This window comes from Pseudocolwellia antarctica (assembly GCF_049933045.1).
Classification (GTDB): domain Bacteria; phylum Pseudomonadota; class Gammaproteobacteria; order Enterobacterales; family Alteromonadaceae; genus Pseudocolwellia.
Genome location: NZ_CP187926.1, coordinates 4,123,857 through 4,146,884, shown reverse-complemented (window position 1 = coordinate 4,146,884; position 23,028 = coordinate 4,123,857). Strand labels below are relative to the sequence as shown.

18 protein-coding genes are annotated in these 23,028 nt (G+C 36.6%); 3 read left to right on the top strand and 15 right to left on the bottom strand.

Features of this window, described 5'->3' with window-relative positions; all coding sequences use genetic code 11:
- Window positions 1-42: 42 nt before the first annotated feature.
- Window positions 43-585: a hypothetical protein gene (locus tag ACPUVN_RS18010; protein ID WP_426369578.1), complete on the top strand. Its 543-nt coding sequence runs from the start codon at window positions 43-45 to the stop codon at window positions 583-585.
- A gap of 438 nt (window positions 586-1,023) precedes the next feature.
- Here ACPUVN_RS18010 and ACPUVN_RS18005 read toward each other — a convergent pair whose 3' ends face one another.
- The 5 genes from ACPUVN_RS18005 to ACPUVN_RS17985 form a co-directional block, all read right to left on the bottom strand.
- Window positions 1,024-1,893, bottom strand: coding sequence for an MYG1 family protein (locus tag ACPUVN_RS18005; RefSeq protein ID WP_426358937.1), 870 nt, complete (start codon window positions 1,891-1,893; stop codon window positions 1,024-1,026).
- Between the two features lie 194 nt (window positions 1,894-2,087).
- Complete coding sequence (locus ACPUVN_RS18000; RefSeq protein WP_426369577.1) at window positions 2,088-3,137, bottom strand: CNNM domain-containing protein; 1,050 nt, start codon at window positions 3,135-3,137, stop codon at window positions 2,088-2,090.
- 141 nt (window positions 3,138-3,278) lie between these two features.
- Window positions 3,279-4,409, bottom strand: coding sequence for a peptidase C39 family protein (locus ACPUVN_RS17995; RefSeq protein WP_426358939.1), 1,131 nt, complete (start codon window positions 4,407-4,409; stop codon window positions 3,279-3,281).
- Window positions 4,410-5,846: a RimK family protein gene (locus ACPUVN_RS17990; protein WP_426358940.1), complete on the bottom strand. Its 1,437-nt coding sequence runs from the start codon at window positions 5,844-5,846 to the stop codon at window positions 4,410-4,412. It abuts the gene before it with no gap.
- Window positions 5,839-6,936, bottom strand: coding sequence for a peptidase M42 (locus ACPUVN_RS17985; protein WP_426358941.1), 1,098 nt, complete (start codon window positions 6,934-6,936; stop codon window positions 5,839-5,841). Before ACPUVN_RS17985 ends, ACPUVN_RS17990 begins: the two co-directional genes overlap by 8 nt.
- Window positions 6,937-7,597: 661 nt before the next feature.
- On the opposite strand from ACPUVN_RS17985, the gene ACPUVN_RS17980 reads away from it, so the two are divergent.
- The gene (locus tag ACPUVN_RS17980; RefSeq protein ID WP_426369576.1) at window positions 7,598-8,134 is read left to right on the top strand and encodes a YybH family protein; all 537 of its coding nucleotides are present in this window, start codon (window positions 7,598-7,600) and stop codon (window positions 8,132-8,134) included.
- A gap of 138 nt (window positions 8,135-8,272) precedes the next feature.
- Here ACPUVN_RS17980 and ACPUVN_RS17975 read toward each other — a convergent pair whose 3' ends face one another.
- On the bottom strand, window positions 8,273-8,773 hold the full coding sequence (locus ACPUVN_RS17975; protein ID WP_426369575.1) for a lactoylglutathione lyase family protein: 501 nt from the start codon (window positions 8,771-8,773) through the stop codon (window positions 8,273-8,275).
- Between the two features lie 105 nt (window positions 8,774-8,878).
- Between ACPUVN_RS17975 and ACPUVN_RS17970 the strand changes: the two genes are divergently transcribed.
- Window positions 8,879-9,754: a LysR family transcriptional regulator gene (locus ACPUVN_RS17970; protein WP_426358944.1), complete on the top strand. Its 876-nt coding sequence runs from the start codon at window positions 8,879-8,881 to the stop codon at window positions 9,752-9,754.
- Window positions 9,755-9,805: 51 nt separating this feature from the next.
- Here the strand turns inward: ACPUVN_RS17970 and ACPUVN_RS17965 are convergent, their stop codons facing one another.
- The 9 genes from ACPUVN_RS17965 to ACPUVN_RS17925 all read right to left on the bottom strand — a co-directional run bounded on the left by ACPUVN_RS17965 (window position 9,806) and on the right by ACPUVN_RS17925 (window position 22,510).
- Window positions 9,806-10,399, bottom strand: coding sequence for a LysE family translocator (locus ACPUVN_RS17965; RefSeq protein ID WP_426358945.1), 594 nt, complete (start codon window positions 10,397-10,399; stop codon window positions 9,806-9,808).
- A gap of 163 nt (window positions 10,400-10,562) precedes the next feature.
- Window positions 10,563-10,952 carry an MmcQ/YjbR family DNA-binding protein gene (locus ACPUVN_RS17960; protein WP_426358946.1) on the bottom strand — a complete coding sequence of 130 codons (390 nt, stop codon included), beginning with the start codon at window positions 10,950-10,952 and terminating at the stop codon, window positions 10,563-10,565.
- A 119-nt stretch (window positions 10,953-11,071) separates the two neighbouring features.
- Complete coding sequence (locus ACPUVN_RS17955) at window positions 11,072-12,811, bottom strand: aldehyde dehydrogenase family protein (RefSeq protein WP_426358947.1); 1,740 nt, start codon at window positions 12,809-12,811, stop codon at window positions 11,072-11,074.
- Window positions 12,804-14,438, bottom strand: coding sequence for a long-chain fatty acid--CoA ligase (locus ACPUVN_RS17950; protein ID WP_426369574.1), 1,635 nt, complete (start codon window positions 14,436-14,438; stop codon window positions 12,804-12,806). The genes ACPUVN_RS17955 and ACPUVN_RS17950 overlap by 8 nt, the downstream gene beginning before the upstream one ends.
- Window positions 14,439-14,633: 195 nt before the next feature.
- Window positions 14,634-16,403 carry a GMC family oxidoreductase gene (locus tag ACPUVN_RS17945; RefSeq protein WP_426358949.1) on the bottom strand — a complete coding sequence of 590 codons (1,770 nt, stop codon included), beginning with the start codon at window positions 16,401-16,403 and terminating at the stop codon, window positions 14,634-14,636.
- 189 nt (window positions 16,404-16,592) lie between these two features.
- Entirely contained in the window at window positions 16,593-18,476 is a 1,884-nt protein-coding gene (locus ACPUVN_RS17940; RefSeq protein ID WP_426358950.1) for a sigma-54-dependent Fis family transcriptional regulator, read from the bottom strand.
- 335 nt (window positions 18,477-18,811) lie between these two features.
- Window positions 18,812-19,696 carry a transporter gene (locus ACPUVN_RS17935; protein ID WP_426369573.1) on the bottom strand — a complete coding sequence of 295 codons (885 nt, stop codon included), beginning with the start codon at window positions 19,694-19,696 and terminating at the stop codon, window positions 18,812-18,814.
- Between the two features lie 412 nt (window positions 19,697-20,108).
- Window positions 20,109-22,283, bottom strand: coding sequence for a ferrous iron transport protein B (gene feoB, locus ACPUVN_RS17930; protein WP_426358952.1), 2,175 nt, complete (start codon window positions 22,281-22,283; stop codon window positions 20,109-20,111).
- Window positions 22,280-22,510 carry a FeoA family protein gene (locus tag ACPUVN_RS17925; RefSeq protein WP_426358953.1) on the bottom strand — a complete coding sequence of 77 codons (231 nt, stop codon included), beginning with the start codon at window positions 22,508-22,510 and terminating at the stop codon, window positions 22,280-22,282. The genes feoB and ACPUVN_RS17925 overlap by 4 nt, the downstream gene beginning before the upstream one ends.
- Window positions 22,511-23,028 lie beyond the last annotated feature (518 nt).

Below are 23,028 nucleotides of genomic sequence, written 5' to 3'. Positions count from 1 at the left end.
ACCTAAGTAATACAAAGTCATTATTCAAAAGAGAGTATTCAAATGCGTATTTTTCTATTATCTTGTTTCATATTTATAGCGACAGGTTGTAGTACAACTTATTCAAATAAAGACATTACAGGTAGCACATTTCCTTCTGTGTTAGGCGAATCTTTAGAGCAAGAGCAGGTCAATCTACCTGAAGATTTTAAGGGTAAGTTAACTTTATTATTAGTAGGTTATAAACAAGATTCTCAATTCGACATTGACCGTTGGTTAATTGGTTTAGATATGACTGAAACCCTAGTTGATGTTTATGAAATACCAACGATTCAAGGTTTATTTCCTCGTATGTTCAGTACTATGATCAATAACGGTATGCGTAAAGGTATTCCAAAAGAATTATGGAAAGGTGTTGTTACCGTTTATGAAGATGGTGAAAGAATTCAAGAATATACAGGTAACGAAACGCCTAATAACACGAGGGTCATCCTGTTAGATAAAAATGGCAAGGTTATCTATTTTTATGACAGAGGTTTTTCGGTAGCGGCATTAAATGAGTTGAGAAGTTTTTTAGACTCAAAGAACCGATACCAAACGGATTAATTTATTGCTCACTTAGCGAGAATTTAAAGGCTTAGAGGCACAGGTTCATAGTTCCAGACTGAACCTAAGCACCTACATCCATGTAGGCGAGGCATTGATTGAAGAGAATGGTTATTCTCGGTAACTGCTCCTGCGTTACCCTAATGTCCTACATCCATGTAGGAACCTTGTCAAAATCAATAACGCGGCATATGAGCCTTTAAATTCTCGCCCTTCGGGAGCTCATTAGCAAACCGATAACATCACAAAATTAAAAAAATATAGAATAACTATGTTTAATCAATTTTGCTTGTTCTCAGCTTGCTAATGTAGCTCTAAGTTGCTCAATAAATTAATCCGTTTGGTATAAAGCCATTATCGAATAGTACATAAAAAAAATGGGATAACAATCATGTTATCCCATTTTTTGTAATTTATGCTTTTTTAAGTAAAGCTCTTTTACTCTGCAAGTGCCATAGCAGCCATTTTCATTGTGCTTTCCAAAGACTCTGAACCCGCAATAAATAATCCGTTATGACAAAACATTGCATCGGCGATACCTGTTACGTCTTGTAGCTCTTTATCGGCTAAACCAGCCCAAGCTGCAGGTAATGGCTTTCTGTCTTCAAACGAACCAGGTTCAACAGGCACGGTTTGAATGCGCCATTCTCCTGATTGTGATGGGTAGATCATGTATAACGCTTCTTGAGATAAAGCGTGAACTGTTCTTTTCCATGGAATGTATTTTTCTAATACGATAACACGTGGATCTTCGGCATTTTCAATGGCTTCTGCCACAATAGTTTTAGCACTAATACCACCACTTGATGAGGCGATAAAGCGAGTTAAAACATGTGATGCAAATACAACAGCTTCATCAAAACAAATATCTACATGCTTATCTTCTTGCCATGTTGGGTTAAACATTGAAATGGTTTGGCTAAGGCTAATACCAGTAGGAACACCTTCAACATGACCACAATCTATAGCATCGATTGTTGACACTAAACCTGCATCAACTGAGTTAGCAACGTCTTGATTACCACCACATATTTCTAAACCATATTTTTGCCAGATCAAGCCAAATGAAGAATAAGGAATACCGTTTTCACGTGCGCCAGCGCCACCACGTTGATGATGATCAAAACGACCTGCGTCTGCATCATATACGCCGCCAACATCTATCACTAAATCAGCTTTGCCAATAAGTTCTAAATCTCGTGTACGTATTAATTTAAACGTAGGAAAAATGTTGCTAAGTGCTGCGATACTGAAAACATCGTCTGCATGAAAATTACCATTATGCGTTGCTATTGTTGTTTCATTCATTTGTTTTATGTCATTTTTAGAAAGAGATAAGAAGGCGAAGCTTGTTCAGCTTTACTGTTTGGAAATATAGTAACCCCTAAATAGGTTATTATAATTTACCTAAGTTTTAACGAATTAAAAACTAGGGAATAATTACACGGCTAATTCTATACGAATACGCCTTACAAAAATAGTTAAGCTAACCCTCTTTAATCTTAAGTGTCTAAATCAACAGCATTTTCTTTTGCTCTTTTTTTCCATAATTTACGTGCTTTATGCTGCATATCAACGGTTTTATCTTTTTCATCAACAATTTCTAAGCCTAAAATGGTTTCAATCACATCTTCTAAGGTGATAAGTCCTTGCACACTTCCATATTCATTAACCACTATCATCAAGTGAGACCGCTCTTTTAGTAACTTTTGAAACACGAGTTTTATTCTCATGGAATCAACGACTGTGACTATCGAATAAAGATAGTTCGATACAGACTTACGACCATTACCTCTTGCTTGTGCCAGCAACAAATCGCTACGAAGTACATAACCAATAATATTTTCCATTTCATCGCAGTAAACAGGTATTCGAGAAAAGTAAACTTTATCGTATTTATGAAAGTATTCTTCAACTAACAAGGTGCTAGAAAGCGTAAACATCACCATACGTGGCGTCATCGCATCTTTAACATTCACTCCTTTCAGCAGCATTAAACTCTTAAGTAAGTTGGATTCTTGTACGCCTAACTGCCCTTCTTTTGTACTTAATTCTGCCATAGCTACAAACTCATCTCGGCTTAAACCTGTAACAATCGACTTGTTCTCAAAGGGTGACGTTACGAGCTCTGCTAATTTAATAAATGGATATAAGCTCCATGTCATGAATCTTAATGTATGAGCAGTAAAAGGCACGAGTTCTCGCCAATAATGTGCGCCAATTGTTTTAGGAATAATTTCAGAAAAGATAAGAATAAATAGTGTTAAAACAGCAGAAAAAATACCAACATAAGTATTACCAAATACTAGCGCAGCTTGTGCCCCAGCTCCTGCAGCCCCAATAGTATGAGCTATGGTGTTTAACGTTAAAATAGCAATTAGTGGCTTGCCGACATCGTCTTTTAGTTTTCTGAACATAATACCGATAGCCGAACCTTTTCGAGTCAGGTTTTCAATATAGGCGTGATTAACACTAAGTAAAACAGCTTCTAAAACAGAGCAGATAAAGGAAACGACAATAGCGATAAATACATATAAGAAAAGCATACTCATAAAAGTACATCCACTCATTAAAAGGCATCTACCTTTATTATAATCAATTGAGAATAAATTGAATGGATAAGCACCGAATAGAAATAGACTGAAACAATTAAAAATGACGACCTATTATAATCGCCATCTTATGTTAAGTTTTTATTTTTTGATCACTACAGCTGTACGAAGTCGGCTTGCACCAAAACTCGCCATTTTGTCAAAATCATCACGTGCGATAGGCACATGCTGACAGTCAAAACCATTGTGCTCATGTTCGTCTAAATCAGGATCATGTACGTATAAACACATATCATCAATGTGCGTTACTGTAACCCAATGAGGCGATTTTTTACCATCTAAGCGATAAGTACTGATCAATACTAATACAGCATAACCTTGCTCAAGCCAAAGGGATATTTGGTCTTGCTCAACGGTTTGATAGTTAATTTCAACACCAAGCTCAAGCGCCTCTGCTTTGAATTGATTATCAACCGTTGTCATTATCTGCTTTTTATCTTCAGTGCGAACACCATCGGTAAATAACACATCTTCAGTATTAATATATACCGTGGCTTCAAAACCACGTCGCTTAGCCGCAAGCCCTAAACCAATAGGATGACAACCACCGTGACCTGACGTCATAAAGATGGTGGTTGCTTCACGCCACAGAGCCAGCTCTAATACTTGGCTTAATTCTATTTCGTCATCTAACGAAGTCATTGCCATCATCAAAGCTGAAGGACCGCAGGTAAACGCTGTTGTTTGTGCATACCAAGGTGTTATACGAGATATTTGATGCGTATTCGCACGCAAAACTTTCTTTTGCATACGCAGCGCATCACTATGATCTTCGTAATAATCTGAATACTCGCCAAAAATGCGATAACCCGCCGCTTCGTATAAACGAATAGCGTTATGATTATTTTTATTAACCTCTAAACGCATAAACAAGCGGCCTTGGGCAGCAGCTGCTTGTTCAAGTTGTTGTAATAAATGTTCAGCAATACCTTGCTTACGCGCAGCAGGTAAAACGGCCATCGAGTATAAGCGAACTAATCGCCGTCCTTTATGGCAATAAACCAAACCGTAACCTACAACTTCTTGATTACGGTGCGCGACAATAAAGATACCGTTGTCTGAATTTATCCAGCGAATAAAACTGCGTTTGCTAATCTTGTCAGAAGTGAAACACGTCGATTCAATAACAAGTAAATCGTTTATATCTGATAATTGCGCTTTACGATATTGCACTTCTTCAAACCCAATAGCAGTATCAGGTTGTGTGTTCAATTAACGGCCTCTCTCTTCTAAACGACGTTGAAATTCAGCCATGATCAGCATATAAAGTTCGTCGCCTAAATAAGCGTTTTCAATACCGTGATCGACACTTGGGTTATCATTCACTTCAATCACATAAACTTGTTTATCTTTTTGTTTTAAGTCAACACCATAAAACCCATTACCGACTAGGTTAGCTGACTTTATTGCTGCATCTAATACGGCTTTTGGCACTTCAAATGTTGGTAACGTATCAAAGTCACCTGACGAGAATTTTTTACTCGCTGTGTGGTTGTAAATTTGCCAATGGTTACGTGCCATATGATAACGACAAGCGTAAATAGGTCGACCATTCAAAATACCAATACGCCAATCAAAATCTGTATATAAATATTCTTGTACCAGTACTAAAGCTGAAAGCTCAAATAATTCAGCTAACTTTTCAACTAACTCTTCTTTGTTTTCAACTTTATAAACACCGTTTGAGAATGAACCTTCTGGCATTTTCAATACGATAGGATAGCTATACTCTGCTTCAATGTTAGCAATCAGTTCGTCACCGCCTTGCATAAATACAGAGGTTTTTGGGCTTGGTACTTTTTGATAATTAAACGCATCATGTAAAAACACTTTATTACAGCATTTTAAAATAGAGTCGGGATCGTCTAATACCACTAAACCTGCAGATTCAGCTTTACGCGCAATTTTATAAGTGTGGTGATCTATAGCGGTCGTTTCGCGAATAAATAACGCATCGTAATTTAGAATTTGTGCGGCGTCAGTCGTCGTTACTAAATCAGCTTTAATACCAAACTTTTTAGCCGCTTTAACAAAGCGTTTTAATGCTTGGTCACAACTCGGCGGAAAAGCTTCATCTGGGTTAACCAAAATAGCCATTTCCCAACGTTGCGCTTTAGATTTATTAGTCCGCCAAACAGCACCCGTAAAGTGGCTAAGTTGATTTAAAAATAAGATTTTATCTTCAGCCGACAATTCAGTAATTGATAAGCGTGAAATATCAGCAATACCTTTATCTGAAAAGGTTACTTTCAATATAGGTGCTGGAAATAAATCAAAAAGCTTACGTGCTGATTTTTGAATACGAGTATCTTCGGTCCACCCTAAAAAGATCAGGAATTCAGTAGCGTTAGCATTTTTTGTTAACGATAAAATATTATCAATAATTGAGCTATGATCTTCAGAAATATCACGCAGTTCGTTTATTGTTTTAACACTTGGCAATGCTTGATGCTGTCTAGCTTCAGCCAATAACGAACAATAATAACCTTTACTCAAATACTGAGCGGTATCACATAAGTTAATAATGCGAGTTTTAGGTTCACCCTTTTTTGGGTATTGTTCTAAGTAATCTTTGAAACTTATAACGCCAGTTGAGTTTTCAATTGATACGTCATTTATATCATCACAAATGATTAAGGTTTTATGCATTTCTGTTCTCTAATTTAGCAAGGTCGATAATAATATCTAAAAAGGCAGCCACTGATTTTATTGGCGCCGATTCCGACATGGTATGGTATCCAGAGGTCGGTATTTGTAATGTTGTACCATCAACTATTCCGTTTGAACCGTTAATAATTTTACCCATTTCAGTTGAACCCAGAGAAAAAACATCAAGATCCTGAGCTAACCTTTCAACATTAATTTGTTGTGTGTATTCATCTTTAAAAGTAACGCTGTAATTATGCTTTTCACAAGTACGAGCTAACTTTTCAGTTAACGCTTGGTTGAAACTCGCATTCGCATCGCAATTACGTAAAACAAGATCTTGCTTTGAAGCGGCTTCAAAGTCAGGAAATGGGCTCGTATCAACAACAACTAATTGGTTAGTTTGCCCACCAAAGCGTAAAAACCATTCCAATAAGTATTGCCAGCTATTGCCACACTCTTCTTCAGCAGTAAAAAAGGCCGTGCCTTCAAAACCTAATTCAAACATATAAACAAGTACTGCTGCTGTTAACACATTATCGATTTGACCTACTAAGGCTTCATCGGTTATCGATAATTTGTCGGTAAAAGCAATCGGTGTACCTGCAACTAAATGTTGTAAATTGTCTAATTCAAAAATCAGATTTTTACGTTTAGGGCAAATGTACGAATGTTTAACTTTTCCAGCGCCACGATAAGCACCTGACCATGGCTCGTAAGCGTAAACACTTTGCTCAGGATAGCGCTTAACAATTTTACGCATCAGCTCTTCGTCAGCTGAATTACCTAATAAACCCGAACGATTGGCAGATACAAATGCTGCATATTGAAACTCATTAGGACCAGTACAAACTAGTCCGTGACGATCTATATGTGCTGAAAAAAACACACTTTCAGGATCGTTACCTTGAGCAACAAGTATGCCTTGATACCAAGTTACTTTAGCGCCTCGCTCTTCTAGCTCTCGCTGTAAAACGCGAAAAAATGAATGTTCGGCACCCACAACACTTGGGCTACGGATCAATTGTGCGATTAAATTAACTAACGCTTCTGGCAAACTATCAATCAGTGAATTTACTTGGTTCTTTGGCATTATTGCTCTCTGAAAAAACTTAATTTAGAACACCTAAATTTGTATATTTATTAGGTTATTTTTTTTGCGATTTATATACCTGAATTTAAACTTTAGCAATATTTATTTATCGATAATTAAAAATATTTTCAATGGCAAATATAACCAATATAAAACAGCAAGTTACAGGGTAATAAAAACAGATAAAAAAGAAGTGAAAGTAGTAAATAAATATAGATATGTACGCGTAATTAAAATGTTTATTGGTACATTTATAAAACAGCAGTCTTTAGGTATAAAGGAGGTCGATTTATATCAAAAAGGTTATAAGTTTTTTAACACATTTGAATATTAAGAGAATGAGTGGTTATTGGTTTCAACAGTCGAAAAATCTCATTAAAGTAACTAACCTGAACGATATAAAATCGTATTCTAAGAGGTGATTGTTAACCTTAAACCAGCTAAAAATTATGATTACATTCAATATTACAATTTAGCGACTTATCGTTTGTAGTAAAATGGGAAACAGGCAGTTATATTCCTCCCAATTTTTAATATTGAAGTCGTTGTTATTGCTTTATCAAAAGCACATGAGATATTCTGAATTAATGCCGTTTAAAAAATTGAGAGTCACATGTAAATGATCTCATTGAACTCAATCTACTATTTATGGAGTATACGCATGAAAAAAGTAATTTTATTATCATTATTATTTGTAACCACAATGTCACTTTCGGGTATCTCGTCGGCTTTTGGATTAGCAGAAGCTTTAAAGCAACCAACCTATAAAACCAAGAAAGATGCTGATAAGGCTAATGAAGTAAAAGAAGTCAAAAAAAGCAGTGAGGTTAAAGCCTTAGAAACAACAATCGCTGACTGGGCGAATGCTTTTAATAATAAAGATATTGAAACTTTGATGTCTTTTTATGATGAAGATAGTCTTTATGCCAGCCCAGACTTAGGACTTATTAAAGGCAGTGAGAATATAAAAGTTTGGTATGAAACCTTCTTCCCTGAAATGGATGGTACTTTAAAATACGAACAAGAATCTATTACTGAAAAAGGTGGCGTAGGAACTATTGTTCTTACTTTTTACCTTGAGTCTACTAATAGCGATAAAGCAGAAGTTACATTTAAAGGTAGGTCGATGTTAGTGTTTAAAAAGAAATTCTTAGGTGACTGGTTATTACTATCTTCTATGGTTCACGCAGTTCATTAGCTAATAATGAACGACTTTGAATGACCTGTTATTAATCTCTTTGGGTAATTACCAAGTATTAAAGAAATAAAGCCACAAATGATGTGGCTTTATTATTTGTGGCTTAAAATTATTCAACGCTTATTCATATAGCGCTAATTAATAAGCGCCCGCAGCGTAAGTTAATTCATAGCTATGGCTGTATATTTCAAGAATATTACCAAATGGGTCTTCCATGTAAATCATACGGTATGGTTTTTCATTTGGGTAGTAATAGCGTGGTTCTGCCATTCTCTTTTTACCGCCAGCAGCAACAATCTTTTCAACTAACTCTTCTAAGTTTGGATCTTGTACACAAAAGTGGAAAACACCTGTTTTCCAATATTCGAAGTTATTCTCAGGGTTTTCTTGGTTTTTAAATTCAAATAACTCAACGCCAATACGATCACCCGTCGACATATGAGCAATTTTAAACTTGCCCCAGTTAGCTCCAAACACATCGGTACACATTTCGCCGATTGGGCTGTCATCTTCTACAATTTCAGTTGGTTCCATAATTAAGTACCAGCCTAGTACTTCTGTATAAAATTTTACGGCTTTTTCTACACTAGGAACTGAAATGCCTATGTGTGAAAATGTTCTTGGGTATGCTTTGCTCATAGTTTTTCCTTGAAGACTTGCTTAACTCATTTGATGGGCAAAGTGTACGCTTAGTGATAAAGTATAAAAAATTATCATTTTTAATAATAATGAGTACATTTCGTAATGATAAATCCTAATTGGCTTAAAACGTTCTGTACTCTTGCTGATGCAGGACATTTCACTAAAACGGCTGAATTGCTATTTATGACCCAGTCGGGCGTTAGTCAGCACATCAAAAAACTAGAACAACAACTCGATACGCCATTATTGATACGTGATGGGAAATCTTTTTCATTAACTTCGGCGGGTGTAAAGCTTTATCAACAAGGTAAGTATTTGCTGAACAACTTAACGGAATTAGAGGCTTCAATTAAGTTAGATGAGCCATTTACTGGCAGCGTTAAAATAGCCTCTCCTGGTAGTGTCGGTTTAAAGCTATATCCGTATTTATTAAACATACAAGAACAACATAAAAGCTTAGTTATTGATTACAGCTTTGCGCCAAACAGCGATATTGAAGAGAAAATTATTGAACGGAAAATTGATATTGGTTTATTAACGGAATTAAGCAAAGCCAAGCATGTTGTTTGTAAGAAAATAGCCGTAGAGCCTTTATTATTAGTTACTTCAAGTGATATTGAATCAGTAACCTGGCAGCAATTACTTGAATTAGGTTTTGTATCTCATCCTGATGCAGCTCATCATGCACAGTTATTGTTAAGTAAAAACTTTCCAGCCTTTGAGCATATAGAACAATTTGATCGTAAAGGATTTTCTAATCAAATCAGTTTGATTTTAGAGCCTGTCAGCCGTGGTATAGGTTTTACTATTTTACCCTTACACGCTGTAAATGCCTTCCATAAAGAATCAGCTATTCGTATTCATCCACTTGAATATTCAGTCGGTGAACCCTTGTACCTTTGCCACAATCGACAATCTTTCGAAACTAAGCGTAGCAGCTATATAGCATCTAAGATTTGTGAGTTTATTGGTAAATAGATAGTTCCATTGTTTTGAATCGAGGCGATCCCAACAGTCCTAATTTATCATTTACTTAAACTGTGTATAAAGTAAAAAGCACGCTGTAACGATTAATAACCCGCCCATGAGGTAATTAAAACACTTTAATTTAAAGGCATTATTCAACAATATTGACGCTTTCTTACCGACTACTGACCAGATAAAAAGTGAGCCGTAACATACAACAAAATAAATAAAAGCAAAGGTTAAGAACTCTAGATTACTGTTTGGCACAGAGAATAAAGAAATACCGACCATACTTGCGATCCAAGCTTTAGGGTTTAACCACTGCAACAAGAAACCTTGACTAAATGTAGGTTGGGCACGAGTTTCTATATCAACTTTAGGCTTTGAACTTGCTATTTTATAACCCATATAAACAATAAATAATGACCCAACAACCGCTAAAACATCAAGAAAGTGTGGATATAGATCTATAACTTTAGAAAATCCTAAACCAACAAATAACAGCAATAATGTAAAGCCAATCGCTCCACCTGAAACGAATGCAAATGTTTTACGGATCCCGTAATTAGCTCCTGAAGATACCACCACCATATTCACAGGCCCTGGTGAAATGGACATAGCTAAAGAGAATGAGAACATTGCGAATAATAACGACATGGGTTTCCTAAATATGATTTTTAGATAGTTGGAGCATTTAAAGCATAACTATAAAGACGAGAAGAAGATTAAAGATAAAAACGGAACGTTGTTGGTGTTTATCAAGCCATTATATCACTAACTATAATAAGTAGTGAAAGTTGTATAGTTAATTCAAACTTAACTACATTTTGATCAGAAGCGACTGCTGATCTTTCTTGGCCATTTTACTCACTACTAACTTAAATGAGTTGTCGATCATACGCTCTATTTCACCTTGTGGAATAGAGCCATCTAGAATAATGGTATTCCAGTGGCGTTTGTTCATATGGTAACCAGGGATCACAGAAGGGAATATGTCGCGTAGCATTAAGGCTTCGTCAGGTTCGCATTTTAAATTGATGTAATAATGCCCTGACATTTTGCTATCTGACTTTTCAGTCTCTTTACCTAAAGATAAAAATCCAAACATTTTATGTTTAACGCGATAAACCTCTACGCCATCACCAAAAGGATAATTTACAAAGGCTTTGGGTTTACTCAATAAGTAATTTTGTACCTGTTCTTTGTTCATAAGTGACTTTAATAAAGGTAATGAAACAAAAGAATATCATAACATTCAAGATACACTTCATATTCATTACCTAAATATAAGCCGCTTATTTAGAAAGCGCTTTTAAACGCTCGGATAACTTAACCACGCAAGGCATTAAAAAAGATACGAGGTAGTTTCAAAAAGCTTGGCGAATGTTGAAACTGTGTAAGTAACTGCCCAATCTTATCCTGCTTCTTGTTAGTAACAAACCATGGTGGTTTCGGCAATAACGTTAGCTCACCTGATAATAGGTTACGTGGGAACGGTCGCCAAGGAGAGCGCACAATCACACGTTCAGGTTTGTCGAACATAAACGTATTATGTGCGAAGCCAATACCACTTTGTACATCTTGTAAGGTATGACCTGGGAATGCTCCCCAAGGACAAGCAGGAGTTAAAAAGCCGAGACCACTCCACGTATTAATAGCGATAGTTCCATAACGTAATTCAGCAATTATCTCTTCAAAACGCTCTTTCCCCATTTGCTTGATGGTTTTAGGGTGAACAACAATATTAGCCCCCAATGTTCCATACAGTTCGTTATTAGCAAATTTAACCGCTGCACGTAAATAGGCTTCAGGATCTAGCTCTGATATTTCATGTGTCGCAAGTGCTGGAGCAAAAACTTCAGTCATACGGTACTTATCGTTAGTTGAATCGGTTTCAGAGCTAACCAATAAAGGTGTAACGGTTCCACGATCAAATTTAACAACATTATTCGCGCTTTTCTCAAACTCTGATAAACGATCTGCCGCACCAGGATAATAAGGCTGGCGAGGATCGAGATTACCTATGGTTTCTTCAATCGTTTTCAGTAGCGTTTCTTTCTTATCCCAACCTTTTGGTAAAATAAGCATTTGGCAGGCAACACAGTTAAAACCTGAGTTATGCATTTTTTGTGTTGCTATGTTCTCAGCCTGAAACTTTAAGTCTGCTGATGACCAAGGCCCTGGCACTACGATGGTAGGACAAACTGCACCTAACTCAGATGTGATTGTTTTAGTCAGCTTAGGAGTGTTCGCTGCTTTATTACGAACACCTTCTTCACCTGGTCCCCAAACAATAATGTCGTGTGAGGCACCCGAGCCGGTAATATGTATTTCATTCACATCTGAATGTTCACACAAATAACCACCTACATCAGCACCACCTTTTACTATACGTAGAACATTCAAATCAATCAGAGGCTTTAACGCTTCATTTAAAAATTCTGTTAGATATTCATTAACAGGATTCATTTTCAAGATAACCACTTGATGTTCATTAAAGATTTTATGAAAAACATCTAATGGCGCTATTGATGCAATGTTACCTGCACCTAAAACTAGAGCGAGCTTACCTTTACGTTGTTCTGGAGGTACGTCGTAACTGCCTGCCGTATGTTGTGCAAGGTTACTTTCTGTAACTTTATCTTCCATCCAAACTTCTGCAGAAACGCCAGATAACAATAAATGGTCCCAAATAGAATGCGGTAATACTTTTACAGCGAGTTGACCTGATTGTGTTTTACGTTTTTTCAGTGAATTAAGAAAAGTTTTCCCTTCCATTTTTGTGAGTGTTTGCAGTAAAGCATTACAGGCAGACATCACTGTATATGGACCTGAAATCCACTCTTCACCAACTAAAGCAGAATCTTCTGGTATACCTTTTTTACGGCCTGCTGTTTTAGCCCATTTTTCTGAAACAGGTAAAAGACACTCTTTAATGTCAAGTAATACTGAAATACGTTTGGCAATACTTGTTTGAGCCCATTCGCCTTTTTCAGCAGTAAGATCACTGAGATCTTGATCCAGAGCCGTTTTATCAATGGAGGTGTTTTGTACTGTATTATTAGTCATTCTGTTTTCCTTTATCCATTAAATGTTCACCAAACTGTTTACGTAATTCTGCTTTTTGTACTTTGCCCGTTGCACCCAGTGGTAAGTTATCTACAAAAATAACCGCATCAGGTATCTGCCACGATAGAATTTTTCCTTTATAAAAAGCTAAAACATCTTCTTCAGTAGGGTTCATGTTTGGAGCTTTAACGGCGATAACAATTGGGCGTTCATCCCACTTGTCATGTCGAGCAGCAACCACTGCGGCATTCGCAATCTCAGGATGTGCAATAGCTATATTTTCTAACTCAACGGTAGAAATCCATTCTCCTCCCGACTTAATAATATCTTTGGAGCGATCTCGAATGATCATAAAACCGTCTTCATCAATCGTGGAAACATCTCCGGTATCAAACCAACCATCATCGGTCAGTGCATCTTTATCTTGTCCGAAATAACGTTTAGCAACCCAATGCCCGCGAACCTGAAGATCACCTTGCGTTTTTCCATCATGAGGAAGTAATTCACCGTTTTCATCAAGCAAGCGTAAGTCGACACCAAATAATGGTCTGCCTTGTCCTGTACGTAATGTGGTTTTTTCTGTGTCAGATAGAGCGCTATGACGTTGTAAAAACTGATTAATTGTTGCTACTGGAGAAGTTTCTGTCATGCCCCATGCATGCAACAACTCAACACCGTAAGAGGCAAAAACTGGGATCATGGATGGCGGTAATGGTGCCCCACCTACCACTGTGCGTGTCAAACTTGCTAATGTAGAATCTGAAGCTTCAAGTGCCGCTAATAAGTTCATCCAAATGGTAGGAACGCCAAGTGCTATAGTGGTTTCAGTATCATCAATTAGGTTGAGAATACTTTTCCCATCTAAGTTAGGACCTGGTAACACAAGCTTACAGCCGTTAGCCGCCGCGATGTAAGGAACTCCCCATGCATTTACATGAAACATAGGTACAACAGGTAAAACAGTATCTTGTGCAGAAAGTGCAAGACCGTCAGGTTGATTGCCCACTAATGTGTGCATTAGCGTAGAACGATGCGAATAAAGCACACCTTTAGGATTACCAGTAGTGCCAGAGGTATAACATAAGCTTGACGCCGAACGCTCATCGACTTCTGGCCAAGGTGCATCAGCTTCACCTGTAGTAAGAAGCTCATCATAAAATAACAATCCTTCGATCGCTTGAGCAATATTTTCGTCTCGAGGACCCATCACAACGAAGTGTTTAACGGTTTTCAGTAATGGATAAATTTTTTCAACTAAAGGTAAGAAAGATTGTTCAAAAAGTAAGACTTGGTCTTCTGCATCATTAACCACAAAGGAAAGTTGTTCAGGAGAAAAACGTGGATTAATAGTGTGGCACACCATGCCCCCACCAGAAATACCAAAATAACTTTCTAGGTGACGACGATTATTCCAAGCAATAGTTGCACAACGGTCTCCGCCAGCAATACCAAGCTTACGAAGTGCGTAAGCAAGTTTTCGAGAATTACGTCCGACTTCTCCCCAGTTACTCGTGATTCGTTCGCCTGTGGTTTCTACTGAGATAATTTCAGTGTGGGTGTGGTAACGTTCCGCATGAGCAATGAGGCTGCCAATTGTGAGTGGCATCTCCATCATTTGTCCTAGCATTACGATTCTCCTATTTAATTGTTAACGAAACATATTGCTTATATTCAAAGCACCTCGGAAGAGGTTTATATAAAACAATATCGGTTATATAAGAAGGTAGATTCTCCACAAAGAACAACGTGGAGATCTTTTTATTTATAGCTTCATAATCACACCTTTGCAGTAAAACAACGTGTGATTATGATATTTTTAACGTTATGCTTTTCGGATTAAATCAGCACATTTCTCGCCAATCATAATGGTTGGTGCATTAGTATTCGCATTAATAATGGTAGGCATGATTGAAGCATCAGCAATACGTAAGCCATCAATACCATGCACACGCAATTTATGATCTACAACAGCCATTTTGTCGTCGCCCATTTTACAAGTACCTACTGGATGATAAATAGTCTGAATGTACTTGTTAATATACGTTTTTAACTCATCATCAGTTTGAACAGCAGTACCTGGTAAAAACTCTTCCCCGCGTAAATCATCAAGTGCTGATTCAGCAATAATTTTACGAGCAATTTTAACACCGGCTATTAATGTATCGTAATCACTTTCATCCTGGAAAATATTTGGGTTTATTAAAGGCTTTATCAAAGGATTAGCCGAAGCTAATGTAACCGAGCCTTTTACTTTACTTTGCACTAACGATGGCAAAATAGTGAAAGCATCTGAGCCATCAGTTGGATTTCCTGCACCGTCTAAAATGAAGTAGCCCGGCACAAAATGAAATTGAAGATCTGGCGCTGTAGATTTAGGGTTTATTCTCATAAAGCCCCCTGCTTCACCAATATTTGAAGTAAGCAAACCTTTACCTTTTCCAAATAAAGCGGCTTGTTCTTTGTTACCCGCTTGAGATAAGCTGATTGGCTTTTTACAGTTATAAACCACTGGCATCATATAATGATCTTGCAGGTTTTGACCTACGCCAGGTAAGTCATGAACTACATCAATACCGTGCTCTTTCAAATGTTCTTTCGGACCAATACCAGACACCATCAAGATTTGAGGTGAATTAATAGAACCACCAGAAAGTATGATTTCTTTACGTGCGCTAACAACATGTTCTTTACCGTTAACAAGAAATTGAACACCTGTAGCACGACCATCTTTTACGATAAGTTTTTGAACCATTGCTTCAGCTTGCGCGGTAAGGCGACCTGAATTAATTGCAGGGTGAAGATAGCTCACTGCAGCAGATGCTCTATATCCGTTCTTTTGAGTTACCTGAAACATGCCAAAACCTTCTTGGTCACCATCATTAAAATCATTATTTTGGGTATAACCAGCTTCTTTCGATGCTTCGACCATAGCAAGCGTTATTAGGTTAGGATCATTCAGATCTGAAACACTTAATGGACCATCTCCACCATGGGCTTTAGATGCACCACGTGAATTAGTTTCAGATTTTTTAAATAAAGGAAGTAGATCAGCATAGCTCCAACCTGGATTTGTTTCTCCCCAAGTATCATATGTTGAATAATGACCACGTTGATAAATCATGGCATTGATCGACGAACAACCCCCAAAAACTTTTCCACGTGGCATGTATAAGGTGCCACCATTTAATGAGCTTTGTGGTTCTGAACGATAATTCCAATCCAATGCAGTTTTGAACAATAATGGGAATGTAGCTGGAATATGAATAAAGTCGTTTGTATCAGCTGGGCCTGCTTCAAGAATTAAAACTTTGTTAGCTGGGTCTTCAGATAAACGAGCTGCTACGGCACATCCAGCAGAGCCTGAACCAATAACTATATAGTCGTATTCTTCTGCTGATGTACTTTTAGCATGTGCGGCACTTAAGAAAAATGGAACTTGTGCAGCAACCCCAATTGCTGCAGCCATTCGAATAAAATCACGCCTAGAGATATTTCCTGCGGCGAAGTCTTTGTAAAGTTGTTTTTCCCCTGGATTTTTATTGATTGATGCAACTTGTAATAGTTTTTTTCTTTTAAGGTTTTTATCAGTCATAAATAGTTATCCTAATTTGTTTTTATTTTTTATAATATTCAGCATGATATATGCCAAAACAAAAAAAACCAGTTAATAGTTTGATATATAATGATTTATTCTGTTTACCATTAAAAATAAACACAAAAGAGATAAATCAACTTGAGACAGTTAATGTGAGATGTGTGTCATGTTGAAACACTTGGTGAGTTATTTTTTAGATAACTTCCGGTATAAAGTTGCTCGAGAGATACCTAACCATTTAGCTGCCTCACTCACATTACCTTTACATTGCTTTAGAGACGTTGAGATTAGCTTTTCCATTTCAACATCAATCTTTCCATTTAATTTCTTACCTAATGAAGTACATGATTGATCGGGTAGCAGTTCTACAGCGTTATGATATTCTTCTGGAAGCTCTTCAAGGGTTATATTCTCATCACCCTCATTCATTGCGTCGGCATAAAGCAAAGCATTTCTAAGCTCTCTTATATTGCCCGGCCAATCATAAGTATTAATGAATAATTCCATGCTTTCATCTAGCTTAGATTTATTGTGACAATCTTTATGTAATATAATGTCTGCTATGCCAATTTTGTCTACTCTTGATCTCAGCGGAAGTAGATTAATTGAATAACCTTTGATTCGATAATATAGATCTTTTCTGAATCCACCTGATTCCACTTGTTTTTCAAGATCAACATTTGTTGCACATATCAGTTGAAAGGTTACGTCTTTCTCAATATTTGAACCCAGCGGGTTAACTTTTCTGGTTTCTAATACTCGAAGTAAGCGGCTTTGCATAGCAAGAGGCATATCACCAATTTCATCTAAAAATAATGTACCGTTATGCGCTTCGACTATTCGTCCTTTATTACCTTTCTTATCTGCACCTGTAAATGCACCTCCTTGATAGCCAAACAGTTCACTCTCAATAAGTGCTTCAGGAATAGAAGCACAATTAATGGAAACAAACTTTCCGGTACACTCACTTTTATCATGTAAATATTGCGCGGCAACTTCTTTACCAACTCCAGACTCACCTAATAAAACGATAGGGAGGCGTGATATAACTTTACTTCCGCTATTCATATTTTTATTGATAGTGGGATCACCGAAGTATATAGAATCGGCCTTACAATGGTTTTTTTCGGCTTCTAACGGTGCATAAGTATGTTTAGTGGTTATAGGTTGGTCTTTCGACTTTATAACTTTTGCCGTTAACGAAATACCTGAATGTAATCTCAATTTAAAAGGCTGTTGTTTTGTTAAGCCTAAATTAAGCACATCAGAAAATGGTGTATCAAAAATAGAACTAAATAACTGTCCGTTGATAGAGTAATCATGAAACAAGAAACGATTCGCCGCTTCATTACACCCAACAATAGTCGTATCTGCTGCCACGGCAATAATTAAATTAGTTAGTTCGCCAAATTGGGCTGATGATAAGGTTAACTCTATGGTTAATGTTTCAGGTATTGAATAGACAAGTTGTTTTTGTATGTTTTTAGCGCAGCTTTTCAACATATAAAAGACTGCTGGATCATCTAACGGGTTTTCATTTGTTAAATTGATAGAACCGATAACGATACCTTTTGGACTTAGAATCGGCAAAGCTGCGCAATTTAATCCAACCAGTAAATCTTTATAATGTTCATTCCCAAACACTCTTGTAAATTGTTTTGAGTGAATAGAACAAGACATCGCCGTTGTACCCACTCTATGCTCATCTAAGGCTACACCGTCCTCAAAGCCCACAAATAGTTTGTCATTCACTATTTTATTAGAGCGCATAACTTGCAGGGTATTACAGTTGGTATCAGTTAAGAGAATAGAACAGCCTGAGTCGGCTACTGAATTATGTAAATATTCAAGATGGTTTTTTGAGCTATCGATAAGCAACCGTGAGTCATATTTTACTTCAGCAAAACGACTTTTATTAAGGTGATCATATTCAAGACCACCTTTCATATCTAACGAATTGTTTTTGCATCGTAACCAAGATTCTTTAATGGAGTATGGTAAATATTCATCAATATTTAACTCACCTTCATCAAAGCGTTGCTTTAATATTTCTAATTTAGAACCCATCATATATACACTCAGCTCTATTAAATTAAACACGTAGAAAGGGTTTTCACCAATATATTTACAACATGACTAAGAGCATTTTTTAAAAATGTATTAGCTTAAATACATGGTTAATCCCATACCGTTAAATTTTAACCTTTAGACATGCTAACACCTAAAGAGCTAAGTTCCAATAAACCTAAATTGTCTTTATAAAACTATTACTTTGCCTTTTCAACTTCATAGTTAACAATCCTTTACACAACCTAGCTTAAGGTTGAGTAAAGAGATTGAACGTTATAATCACCTATTCATTCATAGTCATGCTATGAACCTTATGAGTTAATTAATACGACATATTAAAAAACTTTTACAAGTCTAAGATTAATAAATGAGTTTTCATAAAAGCCATTTTCTATTGAAACACTTTGGCCATATTGTAGTTGTACTTGTAAATCAGGTTTTAAGAAGTGCTGAGCAGTAATTTGAAAACGGCTGTTATCTAATTCATCATCTTGTTTTACACCTTCAATTTCAGACTCTGCACCAAAATCATGGTAATAGCTTAAACTTAAGTTAGTAGCCTCTGTCATATGGTAATTAAGATGTGTTTGGATCCCATATTGTGCATCTTGTTTTCTGGTCGTATTACTGTTTCCAAACTCATCATTTTCACCAAAGAATGTATATTCTCCGATTAATTCTAAAGAAAAGTCATTAGAAATCTGATGTATATAAGCGGCTTGAGTAATGAATTTATAACGATTTTCGCCAATATTAATACCACCTTGCTCTTTATCATAATTTCCTAACGGAATAGATAAAAAGCCTGTAACACCAAAGGAATTCTTAGTTTCAGCATTGTTGTATAACCAGATAGTAGCGCCAACTAAAGGATCACCAACACCTGATGCAGATAGTGAGGCATCACCCGCATTTAACTCAACACGTCCAAAAGGGATAACGACTTGCGGATCAACAATAAAATCACCTATTTTAAGATAATGTATCCAACGCGCGATACCAATATTAGTAGATAATGTAGGTGCGCCTTCAATACGATCACCATCAACATAGAGCTTGTCGAGGTCTGTCGTTTGGTAATAAAGTGCAGCAACGTTAAGTCCTGCAGGTAAAGGTCTATAGTCCCCAGGATCGGTAGTCACTTGAGCAGCAAATACGGTAGATGTACAAAGAGATAAAGCTAGTGCAGGTAAATAAGATTGTTTTATGTTTGATGTCATAGTTATGCTTCCTTGTTATTTTTATTTTTTATCAACAACAGAAGAGCAATAAATATTCCATTTATATAAATACAATATAAAACATACACTTAATATATTTAACAGGGGAAAACGAAATAATAATAGTCTTGAAACAGAACGTTTTAATGGATGTAGATCTCATATTGATACAATGAGTAAAATAAATAGGTTTAGCTGTAAGAGATAACAAAGTGTTTTATAAATAATAGATATAGTACGAAGAGGTTTAGGTGTGATTATGTATTTATTAAGGCGTTAGAAAATGACATTTTAATGAAGGCCCTGAGCAATTGAGTTCGCCCAGGGAAATTACTCCTCCATTTGGAATACCACTATTAAGCTGAGTACAGAAAGACTCTGATTTTATAATAGTGGATCAACTTAATTCTATTTAGCGATAGCTCACCATAGTAGGGATAGTCAGTATATTCTTACCAAAACGCTTTAATGTCATATATATGCTAAAGAACACCAAACTAACTACAGCTAATATAATAAAGGACAGCATAGGTGTTGCCGCAAAAGTTGCGACTTGGTAACTTGCTGTTGCAGCTAAATAAGCTAACGTGAAACTCCATGAAGCAGCAAAAACAGCCCAACGTGTACCCACCTCATTTTTAATTGCGCCCATTGCAGCAGCACAAGGCGTATAAAGTAAAATGAAGAGTAAGTAACTAAAGGCACCAATTTTACCGGCAAAGGCGGCCTGCATTATAGTTATAGTGCTTTCTTCAACATCTTGAGCCTGAGCAGCAGCTTGAATAGTGGATACGTCGCCAATACTAGTACCTAATGGATCGTCTGCTTCTATTCCTTGTAAATTATCTGTAATGCTTGATACAGCATCATTCCATACCACACCAAAAGAGTCTGGTTCAGCAGCTTCTTCCGACTTAGGTGAATATAGGCTATTGAATGTTGCCACAAGTGCTTCTTTAGCAAATAAGCCTGTAATAATACCTACACTTGCTTGCCAGTTATCTTCTTTCACACCCATAGGTGCTAATAACGGAGTAACCACTTGAGCACTTCGACTTAATAATGAGTCTTGAGTATCGTGATGTCCAAATTGTCCGTCAGTACCTAACGAGTTAAAAAAGTTAAGTACACAAACAACAACAATAATAGTTTTACCCGCGCCTAATACAAAAGAGCGTGTTCTTTGCCATACACGTTTACATAAGAAAGATAGCTTCGGCCATTCATATAAAGGAAGCTCCATTATATTAATAGAGTTACTGCCCATTAAAATGGTTTTCTTAAGCATTAAGCCTGTAAATAATGCTGCTGCGATACCAATTAAATACAGTAAAAATACAATATTTTGACCTGACTCAGGGAAGAAAGCTGCTGCAAAAAGTGCATATACAGGCAATCGAGCGCCACACGACATAAACGGAGACATCATTACCGTAGTTATGCGCTCGCGTTCGTTATCTAAAATACGTGCTGACATAACCGCAGGTACTGTACAACCAAAGCCAACAATTAACGGTACAAAGGCTTTACCTGGTAAACCAATTCTTTGCATCGCGCTATCAACAACAAAAGCTGCTCTAGCTAAATAACCGCTACTTTCAAGTAATGATAAACCTATGAATAAACAAGCGATAATAGGAATGAAAGTCGCTACTGTTTGAATCCCTAACCCTATCCCACCAATAATGGTTGTTAGCCAATCTGGTAAACCAAAGCTACTTAAAAAGTGCAGTGGATAATCTACAAATATTGCGCCTGCAAGAATATCGAAAAAATCGATAAAAGCACTACCAACGTTAATAGCAAACATGAACAATAAGTACATCATTACCAAGAAAATGGGTACACCTAGAACAGGATGTAACATCCAGCGATCTAATTTATCGCTGAAAGTATTTTTTTCTGGTGGCTCAACAGTAATGTCTGCCATGAGTTGTTCAATAAAAGTATATCTTGCCTGCATTACAGCAAGTGCTCGTTTGTCGTTTGACTGACAAGAGCCAGAACAAGCTTGACGCTCTAATGATAATGGTATGTCTTGATAGTCAGCTAATTCATCAGGAAGCGTTAGTAAGTGTTTTTTCTCGCTGACTTTTGGGATTGTTTTTAAAATTTCTTTTAAATGCTTTCCTGCATTTTTACCAATACTGTTTTCAGTTACAACAGGACAACCTAGTTGTTTAGACAGCTTGCTTACATCTATATTTTCAGCTTCTTTACGATCATTTTTGTTAAGCACAACCACCATAGGCAGTCCAAGCTCTAATAACTGTGTAGTTAAATAAAGTTGACGCTTAAGCTGAGTAACATCGATTACATTAATTAAGCAATCAATCGGCTTATTCTTAATAAAGTCTTGAGTTATTGATAAGTCTTTACCTTGCTGATCACGCTGGGCTAACGAGCTAATACCCGGTAAGTCGGTTAATAATGTAGGCGTGTTATTAATTTCGCACTGTTTCTGTTTTGCAGAAACCGTTACGCCTGTCCAATTACCTGTTTTTTGTTTTCCGTCACTTAAGGCATTAAATAATGTACTTTTTCCTGAATTAGCAAAACCCGCTAATACAAAGTTTTGCTGTGTCATTCGTTTATTAACTCAATTTGAATTTGTTTGGCGATATCATTTTGTAAGCACATTTTTGTTCCGTGTAAATGGAATGCAAGTGGACCTTTAAAAGGAGCTCTATGTGCTAAAGATATTTGTGTTTTTAAGGCAAAACCTTGCTCAATTAGCTGAGCACTTAAATTAAAGTTATCAGGTAAAAAGCAAATACGTGCCTGTTGATTGGGTGATAATTCGGATAATGTCATAAAAGCCACAAATGAATGATAATTGTTATCATTTAATAATACTAAATCTGTAGGTCTTCGACAATATAATTAATACATAGATCAAAAAATGATGGGCTTAAACCCACCATTTAACCGCTATCTTTAACTAATTCGATATTGTATCAATTTGCAACAGCCCAATATCAGTCACTCAAGCTCACTTGATATTGAGTTCTATAAGGCTTTGGCTGTTATTTTGTAAGATTTTATAAGTGCGTATTTACATTAAAGCGTAACATTGGATAATGATCCTTCTAAATATTGCTCATTCAACGTTAATTTTCTTAACTGAATTATTCAGTTCCTCTAGGTTCAGTTGATGTTTCAAGAGTTTATACTAGTATTGGCATAAAATACTCAGCTAGATATGGCTTACTTCGATTAAGCTTTAATTCGCATAAATTTTGATAGCGGAAGTTCAACAAACCCAATGATATTTAATGACAATTCATTTAACAGTGGCACAATAGAAAAGTATTTAACGATAAGGATTCTAA

Bases quoted from the DNA above. Each gene is read 5' to 3' on its own strand.
- ACPUVN_RS18010 (WP_426369578.1), top strand. From the start codon at position 43: ATGCGTATTTTTCTATTATCTTGTTTCATATTTATAGCGACAGGTTGT.
- ACPUVN_RS18005 (WP_426358937.1), bottom strand. From the start codon at position 1,893: ATGAATGAAACAACAATAGCAACGCATAATGGTAATTTTCATGCAGAC.
- ACPUVN_RS18000 (WP_426369577.1), bottom strand. From the start codon at position 3,137: ATGAGTATGCTTTTCTTATATGTATTTATCGCTATTGTCGTTTCCTTT.
- ACPUVN_RS17990 (WP_426358940.1), bottom strand. From the start codon at position 5,846: ATGCATAAAACCTTAATCATTTGTGATGATATAAATGACGTATCAATT.
- ACPUVN_RS17985 (WP_426358941.1), bottom strand. From the start codon at position 6,936: ATGCCAAAGAACCAAGTAAATTCACTGATTGATAGTTTGCCAGAAGCG.
- ACPUVN_RS17980 (WP_426369576.1), top strand. From the start codon at position 7,598: ATGAAAAAAGTAATTTTATTATCATTATTATTTGTAACCACAATGTCA.
- ACPUVN_RS17975 (WP_426369575.1), bottom strand. From the start codon at position 8,773: ATGAGCAAAGCATACCCAAGAACATTTTCACACATAGGCATTTCAGTT.
- ACPUVN_RS17970 (WP_426358944.1), top strand. From the start codon at position 8,879: ATGATAAATCCTAATTGGCTTAAAACGTTCTGTACTCTTGCTGATGCA.
- ACPUVN_RS17965 (WP_426358945.1), bottom strand. From the start codon at position 10,399: ATGTCGTTATTATTCGCAATGTTCTCATTCTCTTTAGCTATGTCCATT.
- ACPUVN_RS17960 (WP_426358946.1), bottom strand. From the start codon at position 10,952: ATGAACAAAGAACAGGTACAAAATTACTTATTGAGTAAACCCAAAGCC.
- ACPUVN_RS17955 (WP_426358947.1), bottom strand. From the start codon at position 12,811: ATGACTAATAATACAGTACAAAACACCTCCATTGATAAAACGGCTCTG.
- ACPUVN_RS17950 (WP_426369574.1), bottom strand. From the start codon at position 14,438: ATGCTAGGACAAATGATGGAGATGCCACTCACAATTGGCAGCCTCATT.
- ACPUVN_RS17945 (WP_426358949.1), bottom strand. From the start codon at position 16,403: ATGACTGATAAAAACCTTAAAAGAAAAAAACTATTACAAGTTGCATCA.
- ACPUVN_RS17940 (WP_426358950.1), bottom strand. From the start codon at position 18,476: ATGATGGGTTCTAAATTAGAAATATTAAAGCAACGCTTTGATGAAGGT.
- ACPUVN_RS17935 (WP_426369573.1), bottom strand. From the start codon at position 19,696: ATGACATCAAACATAAAACAATCTTATTTACCTGCACTAGCTTTATCT.
- feoB (WP_426358952.1), bottom strand. From the start codon at position 22,283: ATGACACAGCAAAACTTTGTATTAGCGGGTTTTGCTAATTCAGGAAAA.
- ACPUVN_RS17925 (WP_426358953.1), bottom strand. From the start codon at position 22,510: ATGACATTATCCGAATTATCACCCAATCAACAGGCACGTATTTGCTTT.